Source organism: Mangrovihabitans endophyticus (assembly GCF_014646155.1).
Taxonomy (GTDB): domain Bacteria; phylum Actinomycetota; class Actinomycetes; order Mycobacteriales; family Micromonosporaceae; genus Actinoplanes; species Actinoplanes endophyticus.
Window position 1 is genome coordinate 15,041 of sequence record NZ_BMMX01000009.1, and the last position, 12,998, is coordinate 28,038.

Sequence of the window (12,998 nt, forward strand, 5' to 3'; positions counted from 1 at the left end):
AACGGCAGGTATGCAGCGGGCGGTGCGGACCTTCGGCGTGGAACCGGTCGAGGTCACCCCGGTAGAGCGTGGCTACACCAACAACCGGAGATGGGTCGTGCGGGCGGCGGACGGCAAGTCCGTGTTCGTCAAGCAGGCGGTCGACGAGCAGACCGCGTGGTGGCTGCGGACCGAGCGGTTGCGCTACAGACAGATCCCCGCCGGCTGCCGCCCCCGCGTGCTCGGCTGGTCCGACGACGGCGCCGAGCCCATCCTGCTGCTGGAGGATCTGTCCGGCTGCCGGTGGCCACCGCCGTGGTGCCCCGCAGATGTGGAAGCCGTCCTCGGCATGCTGCACGAGCTGAGCGCCGCACCGGCACCGCCCGGCCTGCCCCCGGTCGCCGCCTCCTGGCTCGCCACCGGCGGATGGCCGGAGGTCGCGGCGCATCCGGACCGCTTCCTGGCGCTCGGGCTGTGCACCGCGGGCTGGCTCGACCGGACCCTGCCGGAGCTGATCGAGGCGGCGCGTTTCGATTGCCTGAACGGCGGGTCCACGGTGCACCTCGACGTCCGCAGCGACAACATCTGTTTCCGGGACGGCCGGGCGATGCTTGTCGACTGGAACCTCGCCGCGCTCGGCAATCCCGACGTCGACATCGCGTTCTGGCTGCCAAGCCTGCGCCTGGAGAACGGACCGGCGCCGGACCGCGTCTACCGCGGCGACCCGCGCATCGTCGCGGTAATTGCCGGGTTCTTTGCGGCCCAGGCCGGACGGCCGCCGCTCCCGCAGGCGCCGCGCGTCCGCCGGCTGCAGCGGCGGCAGCTCACGGTCGCCCTGCCGTGGGCGCTGCGCACGCTCGGCCTGCCTCCGCCGGACCTGATCCGCGGTGCCGGCGAGGATCCGCGGTGACGACGTCGTAGGGAGGCGGCCCCGGGCGGCGCCCCCTCGCCCATCGATCGCACGAGGAGTTCGTCGTGGTTCCAGCGTCGTTCGCGCAGCAGCGGATGTGGTTCGTCGAGCAGCTCCGCGGCCCGAACCCGGCCAACCTGATCGTGGAGACGGTGGAACTCACCGGCGCGATTCGGGTGGCCGCGTTGCGGACCGCGATGGCAGACGTGGTGGAGCGGCACGCCGTGCTGCGGACGAGGCTGACCAGTGTGGAGGGCGAACCACACCAGCAGGTCGTGCCGACGGCCGAGGCCGGCGATCTGATGGCGGTGGTGCCGGCTCCGCCCGGCGGCGCCGAAGCGGTGGCCGACAGCTTGTGCGGTGACGGTTTCGACCTGGCGGTGGACCTGCCGCTGCGGGCGGCGTTGATGACCGCGGGGCCGGACGCCCATGTCCTGGTGGTGGTGGTGCATCACATCGCGGCCGACGGATGGTCGATCGGCACGCTGTGGCGGGACCTCGCGGTGGCCTACGAGGCGCGGTGCGCCGGTGCGGCGCCGGGGTGGGCGCCGTTGCCGGTGCAGTACGCGGACTTCGCCGTCTGGCAACGGGAACTGCTGGGCGAGACGGCTGATCCGGACAGCCTGATGGCCCGTCAGGTGGAGTTCTGGCGGGGACGGCTGGCGGGAGCGCCGGAGGAGCTGGTGCTGCCGCGGGACCGGCCACGCCCGGCGGCGGCGTCCCACCGGGCCGCGGCGCAGCGGTTCGAGCTCGACGAGCAGGTGCACACCGGTCTGGTGCGGCTGGCTCGTGAGCAGGGCGTGACGCTGTTCATGGTGGTCCGGGCCGCGGTGGCGGTGACGCTGTCGCGTCTGGGCGCCGGCCGCGACGTGGTCATGGGCACCCCGGTTGCCGGGCGGCTGGACGAGGCGCTCGACGACCTGATCGGCTTCTTCGTCAACACGGTGGTGTTGCGCACGGACCTCTCGGGCGATCCGTCCTTCGCCGAGTTGCTCCACCGGGTGCGGGAGAGCGACCTCACGGCCCTCGAACACCAGGAGGTGCCGTTCGAGCGGTTGGTGGAGGAGCTGGCTCCGCAACGGTCGACCAGCCGCCAGCCGCTGTTCCAGGTGAGTGTGACGGTGGACGAGACGGCGCCGCGGCCGGGGAGGTGGGCGGGGCTGACGGCGCGCTGGCGTGAACCGCGGGTGCGGGCCTCGAAGTTCGACCTGGAGTTCGGGCTGCACGGCCGGCGCGGCGCCTTGGTCTACGCCAGCGAGCTGTTCGACCCGGCCACCGCGCGGACACTCGTGGACTGTCTGCTCCGGGTGCTGGCGGTGGTAGCGGCGCGAGGGTCGGTGCGGGTGCACCGGATTCCGTTGGTGGAGACCGCCGAGCGCGCTCGGCTGGTGGCCCCGTCCCACCCGCCGGTGCGGTGGGGCCGGTCGCTGGTGCACGTGTTCACCGATCGGCTGCGGGCCGGGCCGGACCTGATCGCCGTGGTGGCCGGCGAGGACGCCCTGACCTATCGCGAGCTGGCCGCCCTGTCGGACCGGTGGGCGGCCTGGCTCGCCGCTCGGGGGGTGCGCCGCGGTGACCTGGTCGCGGTGCGGCTGCCGCACTCACCGCTGCTGGTCGCGGCGCTGCTGGGCATCTGGAAATGTGGTGCGGCGTATCTCCCGGTGGATTCGCGAGCTCCCGAGGAGCGCGTACGGACCATTCTCACCGATGCGGAGCCGGTGCTGGTGGTGGACGATGCGGTGGAGCTGCCGCCGAGCGGTCCGCCGGTGGACGGGATGCCGGTGGAGGGGACACCGGCGGGCGTTCACGACACGGCGTACGTGATTTACACGTCGGGTTCGACGGGGCGGCCGAAGGGCGTCGTCGTCTCCCACGGTCAGGTGCTGGACCTGCTCGCTTCCGCGTTCGCCCGGTTCGCCTTCGACGGGCCTCAGGTGTTCTCGTGGTTCCATTCGGCTGCCTTCGACTTCTCGGTGTGGGAGATCTGGGGCGCCCTGCTGTCCGGTGGACGTCTCGTGGTGATCGCGGAAGAGGACGTGGGTTCGCCGGAACAGGTGGTGCGGGTGCTGGCCGTCCGGCAGGTCACGGTGGTCAGCCAGACTCCGTCGGCGTTGTCCACCCTCAGCCCGCACTGGGCGCGGCACGGACTGCCGCGGGTGCGCACGGTGGTCGTGGGTGGTGAGGCCTTCGACACCGCACGGCTCGACCCGGGCTGGGCCCGCAACGCGCCGATGGTGGTGAACATGTACGGCATCACCGAGACCACCGTGCATGTGAGCTGGCACTCCGTCGACATGAGCCGGGCCGGGCACGCGCCGATCGGGCAGCCGCTGCCCGGACTGACGGTACTGATTCTCGACACCGCGCTGCAGCCGGTTCCGGCCGGTGTGGTGGGAGACCTTTACGTGCTCGGCGGGCAGGTCGCCGACGGCTATCGGCGACGTCCGGGGCTGACGGCGCAACGGTTCGTGGCCTGTCCGTTCGCCGATGGAGCGCGCATGTACCGGTCGGGGGATCGCGCCCGCTGGAACCGCCAGGGGATTTTGGAATATGCCGGGCGCGGGGACGAGCAGGTGAAGATTCGCGGGTTTCGTGTCGAGCCGGGTGAGGTTGAGGCGGTGTTGTTGCGGCACGCGGCGGTGGGTCAGGCGGTGGTGGTGGTTCGGGCGGGGCCGTCGGGTGGGCAGTTGGTGGCTTATGTGGCTGCGCGGGGTGTGGAGGGTGCGCGGTTGCGGGAGTTTGTGGCGCGGAGTGTGCCGGATTATATGGTGCCGGCGGTGGTGGTGGTGTTGGAGGCGTTGCCGTTGACGGTGAACGGGAAGGTTGATCGTCGGGCGTTGCCGGTGCCGCGGTTCGGGTCGGTGGTGGGTGAGGGTCCGTCGACGGTGCGGGAGGAGGTTCTGTGTCAGGTTTTCGCGCGGGTGCTGGGGTTGTCGCGGGTGGGTGTGCGGGACAACTTCTTCGATCTGGGTGGTCATTCGCTGCTGGCCGTGCGGCTGGTGAGCCGGATCCGCACGGTGCTGGGCCTGGAGATGCCGGTGCGGGCGGTCTTCGACACACCGACGGTGTCCGGACTGGCCGGGCTTGCCGATCGGGCCCCGGCGCGGCCCCGGATCGAGCCGGCGCCGCGCGGCGGGCCGCTGCTGTTGTCGTTCGCGCAGCGACGGATGTGGTTCACCGAACAATGGGACCTGCCCGGTGCGGTCAACAACATCCCGTACGTGTCCTGGCTGCACGGCCCGGCCGAGCATGACGCGCTGCGCCAGGCGCTGGCCGACGTGGTGGCCCGGCACGAGGTGCTGCGCACCCGGTTCGTGAGTGTGGACGGTGAACCGCAGCCGGTGATGCCGCCGGCCGGACCGGAACTGGTCGTGGAGCCGGTGGCGGATTCGGCGGTGGACCGGCGCATCGCCGATCTGGTATCCGAGGGTTTCGATCTGGCGGAACAGCCCCCGCTACGGGCACGTCTGCTGACCGTGACGTCGGTGCGGGCGGTGCTGGTGATCGTGGTGCACCACATCGCGGCCGACGGATGGTCGATGGGGCTGCTGTGGCGGGACCTTGCGGCGGCGTACCAGGCTCGGCGCGCCGGGACCGCACCCGGGTGGGCGCCGTTGCCGGTGCAGTACGCGGACTTCGCGGTGTGGCAGCGCGCGTTGCTGGGCGATGTCGGGGATCCGGGGAGTCTGGTGGCCCGTCAGGTGGAGTTCTGGCGGACAACCCTGGCGGGAGCGCCGGAGCAACTGACCCTGCCGTACGACCGGCCGCGGCCCGCGGTGGCTTCGCACGACGGCGGGTTCGTTCCCCTGCGGGTGCCGGCGGATCTGCACGCCCGGCTGACCGCACTGGCGGCGCAGCAGAGCGTGACGATGTTCATGGTGTGGCAGGCAGCGCTGGCGGTGGTGCTGTCGCGTCTGGGGGCGGGCCGGGACATCCCGATCGGCTTCCCGGTGGCGGGGCGGTCGGACGAGGCCGTGGAAGGCATGGTCGGCCTCTTCGTCAACACCTTGGTCCTGCGCACCGATCTGTCCGGTGATCCCGGCTTCGGGGAGGTTCTGGCGCGGGTACGGCGGGCGGTGCTGGGCGCGTTGGATCACCAGGACGTGCCTTTCGAACGGCTGGTGGAGGAACTGGCCCCGGTCCGTTCCCTGTCCCGTCAACCGTTGTTCCAGGTGATGCTGACGGTGCAGAACGCGCCCGCGCCGGAGCTGAGCCTGTCCGGCCTGCGCGTGAAGCCGGTCGACGCCGGTGCGCCGGCGGCCAAGTTCGACCTGGACGTCCACGTCGGCGAGCGGTTCGACACGACAGGCGGCCCGGCCGGCCTGGAGGGCGGGATCGTCTTCGCTGCGGACCTTTTCGATCAGAACACGGTGCAGCACCTCGCGCAGCGCCTGATCCGGTTGCTGGAGGCGGTTGCTGCCCACCCGCAGGCGCCGGTCCGGCAGATCGATCTGCTGGCTCCGGCCGAGCGCGCGCGAATCCTACGGGGCTGGAACGACACGGCCCGGCCGGTGCCCGCGGTCACGCTGCCGGACCTGTTCGCGAGCCAGGTGGCGCGTACGCCCGACGCGGTGGCGGTGACAGGCGAGGGCGTCACCTGGTCCTACGCCCAGTTGGACGGCCGTGCCAACCGGCTGGCTCGCCACCTGATCGGGCTGGGGGTGTGCGTGGAATCGCTGGTGGCGGTCGCGATGGAGCGGTCACCGGAGCTGATCGCGGTGGTCTGGGCGGTGCTGAAGGCCGGTGGCGCCTATGTGCCGGTGGAGCCTGGCCTGCCCGCCGCGCGCATCCAGCACGTTCTGCGGGCGTCCGCGCCCGTGGTCGTGGTCACCGCGGCCGGTGTGGAGGTGGCCGGGGGCGGTGCCGGCCGGGTGGTGGTGGACGATCCGTCCACCCGGGAGGCGGTGTCCTCATGGGACGCCGCCGCGATCACCGATGCCGACCGGCTCGCCTGCCTGCGCCCCGATCATCCCGCCTATGTGATGCACACGTCGGGGTCCACCGGAGCTCCCAAGGGCGTCGCCGTCACGCACGCCGGTGTGGTGAACCAGGTGCGGTGGATGCGGGAGCAATACAGGTTGGGCGCGGACGACCGGGTGCTGCACAAGACACCGTTCGGGTTCGACGTGTCGGTGTGGGAACTGGTGTGGCCGCTGCTGGAAGGTGCCGTCGTGGTGGTGGCCAAGCCGGACGGGCATCGCGACCCGGCCTACCTGGCGGACGTCATCGACCGGGAACGCGTGACGACGGTGCAGTTCGTGCCCTCGATGCTGGCGGCGTTCGTGCGGCAGGCGCCGTCTGGGCGGTGCGCGAGCCTGCGCCGGGTGCTCTGCATCGGGGAGGCGTTGCCGGCGGCGTTGGCGGCCCGGACGCACCAGCGCCTGGGCACCGCGCCGCACAACCTGTACGGGCCGACGGAAGCGTCGATCGCTGTCACGTTCCAGCCGTACTCCGCCTGTCCCGAGGGCGACCCGGCACCCGCCGACGCCACCGTCGCGATCGGGCGCCCGATGGCGAACACACGGGTCTTCGTCCTGGACGAGTGGTTGCAGCCGGTGGCGGTGGGAGTGGCGGGTGAGTTGTACGTGGCGGGCGCCGGCCTGGCGCGAGGATACCGGGGGCAGCCGGGACTGACGGGTGAGCGGTTCGTGGCATGCCCGTTCGCGGTGACGCCGGGCGAGCGGATGTACCGGACCGGGGATGTGGTCCGCTGGGACGACGACGGCCGGCTCGTGTTCCTGGGCCGGACCGACGAGCAGGTGAAGATTCGCGGGTTTCGTGTCGAGCCGGGTGAGGTTGAGGCGGTGTTGTTGCGGCACGCGGCGGTGGGTCAGGCGGTGGTGGTGGTTCGGGCGGGGCCGTCGGGTGGGCAGTTGGTGGCTTATGTGGCTGCGCGGGGTGTGGAGGGTGCGCGGTTGCGGGAGTTTGTGGCGCGGAGTGTGCCGGATTATATGGTGCCGGCGGTGGTGGTGGTGTTGGAGGCGTTGCCGTTGACGGTGAACGGGAAGGTTGATCGTCGGGCGTTGCCGGTGCCGCGGTTCGGGTCGGTGGTGGGTGAGGGTCCGTCGACGGTGCGGGAGGAGGTTCTGTGTCAGGTTTTCGCGCGGGTGCTGGGGTTGTCGCGGGTGGGTGTGCGGGACAACTTCTTCGATCTGGGTGGTCATTCGCTGCTGGCCGTGCGGCTGGTGGAACGGTTACGGGCGCGCGGGGTGCCGATCGACCTGCGGAGCCTGTTCACCGACCCGACGCCGCGGCGGCTGGCAGCGGTTGCGGAGCAGACGACGGTGGCGGTGCCGCCCTGCCGGATCCCCGCGGACCCCGACGCGATCACCGCGGACATGGTGCCGCTGTCCGGGCTGACCGACGAAGACCTCGCCACGGTGGCGGCTGCCGTGCCCGGGGGCGCCGCCAACGTCGCGGACGTCTATCCGCTCGCGCCGTTGCAGGAGGGATTGTTCTTCCACTACCGGATGGGCAGCCACGACCCGTACCTGCAGCGGTCGGTCCTGCGTTTCGCGACCCGCCCGTTGCTGGACCGGTTCCTGGCGGCGTGGCAAGCGGTGGTCGACCGGCACGACGTGCTGCGGTCGGCGATCGTGTGGGAGGGCATCGACCATCCCGTGCAGGTGGTGTGCCGGCACGCGACGCTGCGTGCCATCGAGGTGCCGGCGCCGGCTTCGGTGGCGGAGTTCTGGTCGCGCGTGCCCGGCGAGATGGATCTGCGCCGGGCGCCGTTGCTGGACGTGCACGTGGCACCGATGGACGAGCGCTGGCTGCTCGGCTTCCGGATGCACCACATCATCGCCGACCACACCACGATCGATGTGCTGCTGAACGAGATCCGGCTGGTGAGCGAGGGACGCGCTGACGAACTGCCGCCGCCGCTGCCGTACCGCGACTTCGTGGCGCACTCGCTGTTCGGCGTGCCGAGGGCGCAGCACGAGGCGTACTTCCGCGGGCTGCTGGCGGATGTGACGGAGCCGACTGCGGCGCACGGGGTCCTCGACGTGCACGGGGACGGGCGCGACGTCGCCGAGGTCCGGCTGCCGCTGCCGGCAGACCTGGCGGGGCGGGTCCGTGAGCAGGCGCGCCGGTGGCAGGTGAGCCCGGCCACGCTGTTCCACGTGGTCTTCTCGCAGGTGCTGGCGGCGGTCTCCGGCCGTGACGACGTGGTGTTCGGCACCGTGCTGCTCGGCCGGGCCGGTTCGGGCCGGGGGGCCGACCGGGCGCCCGGCTTGTTCATCAACACCCTGCCGGTGCGGCTGCGGCTGGGCGGGCTCGGCGTCGGCGAGGCGACGCACCGGATGCGGGAGCATCTGATCGAGCTCATGATCCACGAGCATGCCTCGCTCGCGCTGGCGCAGCGGGTGAGCGGGGTGGCGCCGCCCGCCCCGCTGTTCACCGCGCTGTTCAACTACCGGCACAACGCCGGCGATGGCTCGGCAGGCGGCGACTCGGCGGCTGACGGCGGCTCCGCGGGCATGGAGTTCCTGCTCGGGCGGGAACGCAGCAATTATCCCCTGGTCGTCAGCGTCGACGACGTCGGCGTCGAGTTCGGGATCACGGTGCAGGCGGTCGCGCCGATCGACCCGGCGTGGGTGGGCGCGACGCTTCGGAGCGCCACCGGGCAGGTGGCCGACGCGCTGGAGCACGACCCGGACCGGCCGCTGACAGCCTTGCTGACCGCACCGCGGTCCGGCCGGTCTCCCGGCACCGACCGGGAGCGGTTCCTCTGTGCGGTCTTCGCCGACCTGCTGGGCCGGCCCACGGTGGCCGCGGACGACGGCTTCTTCGATCTGGGGGGCTCCTCCCTGCTGGCAGAGCGACTCGTCCGCCGCATCCGCAGCGAGCTCGGCGCGGAGCTGTCGATCCGGGCGGTGTTCGAGAGTGGAACCCCGGAGAGGCTCGCCGCCACGCTGGAGTCCGCGCAGCGCGCCCGGCCCCGGCTGCGTCGGATGGCTCGACCGTCCTGACCGGGGCATCCCGGCGCCCGGCATAACGGTGGCCAACGCCGATGAACCCGGTCAGCGCCCCCGCGAGTCTGAGCATGGGACACCGTGCGTCCCGAGTCCTCTGGAGGTTGGCATGATATGGGGCGCCGCACGGCACATGACGTCCGACATCGCTCGGGAGCGGCTGCACCCCAGCGTCTCGGACCCGGTGCTGGACGTGATGAACTTCCTCAACGAAGTCACCTCGCGCTATCCGGACGCCATCTCGTTCGCCCCGGGACGTCCGTACGACGGGTTCTTCGACGCCACCGCCGTCGCCGGGTACCTGGACCGCTATCTCGCGCACCTCGCCGCGAGGGGAATGCCGCCCGAGCAGGTCCGCGCGGCCGTCTTCCAGTACGGGCCGACGGCCGGGAGCATCCGGGAGATCATCGCGGAGGCGCTGCGCCGCGACGAGGGCATCGACGTCGCGGCGGAGTCGATCGTCGTCACCGTCGGGGCTCAGGAAGCCATGGTTCTGACACTGCGAGCGCTGATGGCGTCGAGTAGGGACGTCCTGGTCGTGCCGTCGCCGTGCTATGTGGGCATCACCGGAGCGGCGAGGCTGCTGAACGTGCCGGTTGCCGGGGTCCGTGAGGGCCCCGGCGGGTTGTGCGGCGCCGACGTCGAGGCGGTCCTGCTCGCCGAACGGGACCGTGGACGCTGCCCCCGTGCCCTCTACGTGATCACCGACCACTCCAACCCGCTGGGCAGCACCCTGGGCCTGCACACCCGGCACGCGCTCCTGGAGATCGCCGAACGGCACGACCTGCTCGTCATCGAGGACAGCCCGTACCGGCTGGTGAGCACGGGGCCGAGGTTGCCCACCCTGAAGGCGCTGGACCGCGGGCGTCGCGTCGTGCACGTCGGATCGTTCTCCAAGACGTTGTTTCCGGGCGCGCGGGTCGGATTCGCGGTGGCCGACCAGATCGTCGGCCACGGCGACGACGGGCGCACCGGTTTGCTCGCAGACGAACTTTCCAAGATCAAGAGCATGATCACGGTGAACACCTCGTCGCTGAGCCAGGCGGTGGTGGCCGGCATGCTGCTGAGCTCCTCCGGCGGCGTGACCACGCTGAACGACCGGCCCGCGGCGTACTACGAGCACACCATGACGGCGACGCTGCGGGAGCTCGACCGCCGGTTCCCCGCCGCGGTGCGCGATCAGCTCGGCGTGCGGTGGACACCACCGGGCGGGGGGTTCTTCATCGCCATGACCGTGCCGTTCCGCGCTGACGAGTCCGCCTTGGAACGGTCCGCCCGCGACCACGGCGTGATCTGGACTCCGATGTCGCAGTTCTATTCACTCGGGGGCGGCGACACCGCGCTGAGGCTGTCCTGCAGCTACCTGAACGACGAGGAGATCGTCGAGGGCGTCGCCCGGCTCGCGCGTTTCGTCGCGCAGGAGGCGCGGAACGCGTGACGGCCGGGTCACTCGCCGAAGAACTCCAGCAGCGTGGAGTTCACCTCGTCCGGGCGTTCCAGCATGCCGATGTGCCCGGCGCGGCCGACCTCCACGAAGGAAGCTCCCGGGATCGCCCGAGCGAGTTCGCGCCCGGCTGCCGGCGGCGCGAGCATGTCGTCGGTGAAGGAGACGACGAGGCATTCGCAGGTGATGCGCGCGTAATCGGCGCGCCGGTCGCAGTCCCAGTCCACCGTGCTCTGCGCCTTGCGTCCGGCGTCGTGCGGGTCCCGCGGCGTGAGCTCGAACAAGTCGAGCCACGTGGACACCTCGGCGTCGTCGGCCAGCGTGTGCGGGGACAGGTTGAGAGCCGCGCGGACGACGGCGTCGTAGGCGGCGGGGATCTCGGGCGCGGCGTCGTGCAGGGCGCGTTCCGCCGCGGCCAGCCGCGCCGAGAAGGCGTCCGGCCGGGCCCGGCTGGCGAAGAGCGCCGCCTGGGTCACCGGGGGACCGGCGCAGAGGTGTTCCTGAACGACGTACGCGCCCATCGAGTGGCCCACGAGCCGGTACGGCTCGTCGAACAAGCGCTTCGCCACGTCCCGGACATCGGTCAGCAGATCCGTGACGGTCAGCCGCGGTGGCACCGGACCGCTGCGGCCGGACCCGCGGTTGTCCATGGTCACCGCCCGGTATCCGGCGGCGACGAGCGCATGCACCTGTTCGGTCCAGGTGTGCCCGCGCGCACCGGTGCCCGGCACCAGCAGCACCGGAGGTCCCGCGCCGGTGTCCTCCACATAGATGCGGCGATCTTCGAGATCGACGAACGGCATATGATCGAGGGTGGTACGGCCGCCGGCAAAAGACAACCCGTCGCGGACCCGGGCGGCCGTAACTGTGGTGGTCGCGCTGATCGGGCTCCGGCGCGCCTCGGCACGATCACCACAACGACGCGCACCGGCCGCGCTCATCGACAAAGGACGGTCTCGTGAACCCTTTCGACGACCCTGACGGTGAGTTCTTCGTCCTGATGAACGACGAGGGGCAGTATTCGTTGTGGCCGACCTTCGCCGACGTTCCGGACGGCTGGCAGGTCGTGCACGACCGCGACACGAGGGAAGCCTGCCTGCGCCACGTCGAGGAGAACTGGACCGACATGCGCCCCAAGAGCCTCATCGAGGCGATGGGGGAGTGAGTGCGACGGCGGAGTTCGGGGACACACCGAGCTTGCCGTGCTCCATCCGGATGCGCAGGTCCTCGACCGTGCCGAAGTGGTCGGCGCCGCCCCGGCCGCCGGTGTGCGCGCGCTCGAACGGCTCGATGTCCTGCGCCAGTCGCAAGCCGTGCAACTCCAGGGCGATGTCGGTGGTGTAACGCATCGCCCGGTCGAGCACCTCGCCGTCGATTCGGGTGGCGTTGAGGTCGACGTTGCCGGAGACCACCGGCTGGATCAGGTCGAAGGCGAGCTGAAAGTTCTCGCTGGTGACGCCCGGCAGGACGATGGCGCGCTGGTCGCGCAGTTGCCGGTAGAAGCCGGCCACGGTCACGATGAGCCTGGTGTACGCCTTGGACAAGCACCGATGGTGGAAGCGTTCCAGCACGGGCGCCGGCAGGTCGGCGTTGACCTCGGAGCAGATCGTCGCGGCTGCGCTCAGCGCCCCGAGAAACGCCATGTGCACGCCGGTGGAGAACAGCGGGTCGATGAAGCCGGCGGCGTCGCCCGCGAGCCGGAAACCGGGGCCGCAGTAGCGATCGGCGAAGTAGGAGTAGTCGCGCCAGACGCGGACCTTTTCGATGCGTTCGGCGCGGCGCACCAGCCCGGTGATGTCCGGCGCGGCCAGGAGCAACGCGTCGAAGGTGGCCTCCGGCGATCCCGACTCTGCCCGGCGGGCGGTGAACACGTCGCGGTGCATGACGATGCCCACGCTGAGCCGGTCACCCCGCAACGGGATGGCCCAGGCCCAGCCGCTGCCGTCGGTGAGCGCTTCCATGAAGAAGGCGCCCGGCCGCGGCCGGCCGTCACGGTCGCGGTACGGCGCGGCGCCGCGGAAGTAGGTGCCGACCGCGACATTGGCGAACGCCTCCTCGGCTCGCCGGTTGCGCAGGCACTGCGCGGACAACAGCCCGCTCTGCCCGCTCGCATCGATGAGATGGTCGAAGCTGATGGTCGACGCTCCGCCGTTCGCGGACCTCACCGTCGCCGCCACTGGACGGTCACCGTCGAAGTCGACGCCGGTGACCGTGGTCTGCTCCCGCACATGGGCGCCGCAGCGCGCGGCGTGCCGCAGCAGAATCTCGTCGAACTCGGCTCGGTCGACCTGATAGCTGTAGGCGTACTTGCTGCGTACCCGGAAGTCGACGTGTCCGGGATGCTCGTCGCGCTTGACGCGGAAGAATCCATCGTATTTCTTGACGAAACCGTGCCGTTCCACCTCGGGCAGGACACCGACGAAGTCGAGCATCGGGATCGCCGACGTGACAAGCGATTCTCCGATGTGATAGCGGGGAAACCTCTCGCGCTCGGCGAGCGTCACCTCGATTCCCTCCCGGGCCAGCAGCGTCGCGGCCATCGATCCGGCCGGCCCGCCGCCGATCACCAGCACCCGGGTGTCCGCCGGCACCGCGCTCACCTCCACCAGGTCGGGGTCCGCCTCACTGTCGGGCAGCGCCGCGCCGGGGGCCATCGGCGGATACCCCCGTTACACCGGCCGGCGAGCCC

General features: G+C 71.3%; 6 protein-coding genes. 4 read left to right on the forward strand and 2 right to left on the reverse strand.

The genetic code is table 11. The annotated features are described in order from the left end of the window. The first annotated feature begins 10 nt into the window (after positions 1 to 10). From IEY73_RS12930 to IEY73_RS12940, 3 genes are all read left to right on the forward strand, one after another. Complete coding sequence (locus IEY73_RS12930; RefSeq protein ID WP_189079429.1) at positions 11 to 889, forward strand: phosphotransferase; 879 nt, start codon at positions 11 to 13, stop codon at positions 887 to 889. Positions 890 to 954: 65 nt separating this feature from the next. Beyond that, complete coding sequence (locus IEY73_RS12935) at positions 955 to 8,862, forward strand: non-ribosomal peptide synthetase (RefSeq protein WP_189079430.1); 7,908 nt, start codon at positions 955 to 957, stop codon at positions 8,860 to 8,862. Between the two features lie 136 nt (positions 8,863 to 8,998). Next, positions 8,999 to 10,303, forward strand: a complete 1,305-nt coding sequence (locus IEY73_RS12940; RefSeq protein ID WP_229715792.1) for an aminotransferase-like domain-containing protein — start codon at positions 8,999 to 9,001, stop codon at positions 10,301 to 10,303. 8 nt (positions 10,304 to 10,311) lie between these two features. Here IEY73_RS12940 and IEY73_RS12945 read toward each other — a convergent pair whose 3' ends face one another. Continuing rightward, positions 10,312 to 11,112: an alpha/beta fold hydrolase gene (locus IEY73_RS12945; protein WP_189079431.1), complete on the reverse strand. Its 801-nt coding sequence runs from the start codon at positions 11,110 to 11,112 to the stop codon at positions 10,312 to 10,314. Positions 11,113 to 11,267: 155 nt separating this feature from the next. Here IEY73_RS12945 and IEY73_RS12950 point away from each other — a divergent pair, with 155 nt between their 5' ends. Next, the gene (locus IEY73_RS12950; RefSeq protein ID WP_268240445.1) at positions 11,268 to 11,474 is read left to right on the forward strand and encodes an MbtH family protein; all 207 of its coding nucleotides are present in this window, start codon (positions 11,268 to 11,270) and stop codon (positions 11,472 to 11,474) included. Here the strand turns inward: IEY73_RS12950 and IEY73_RS12955 are convergent. Next, on the reverse strand, positions 11,452 to 12,963 hold the full coding sequence (locus IEY73_RS12955) for an NAD(P)/FAD-dependent oxidoreductase (protein ID WP_189079432.1): 1,512 nt from the start codon (positions 12,961 to 12,963) through the stop codon (positions 11,452 to 11,454). The two genes, IEY73_RS12950 and IEY73_RS12955, sit on opposite strands and share 23 nt — an antisense overlap. Positions 12,964 to 12,998 lie beyond the last annotated feature (35 nt).

Coding starts and splice junctions, on each gene's coding strand:
- IEY73_RS12930 (WP_189079429.1), top strand. CDS start 11: ATGCAGCGGGCGGTGCGGACCTTCGGCGTGGAACCGGTCGAGGTCACC.
- IEY73_RS12940 (WP_229715792.1), top strand. CDS start 8,999: ATGACGTCCGACATCGCTCGGGAGCGGCTGCACCCCAGCGTCTCGGAC.
- IEY73_RS12945 (WP_189079431.1), bottom strand. CDS start 11,112: ATGCCGTTCGTCGATCTCGAAGATCGCCGCATCTATGTGGAGGACACC.
- IEY73_RS12955 (WP_189079432.1), bottom strand. CDS start 12,963: ATGGCCCCCGGCGCGGCGCTGCCCGACAGTGAGGCGGACCCCGACCTG.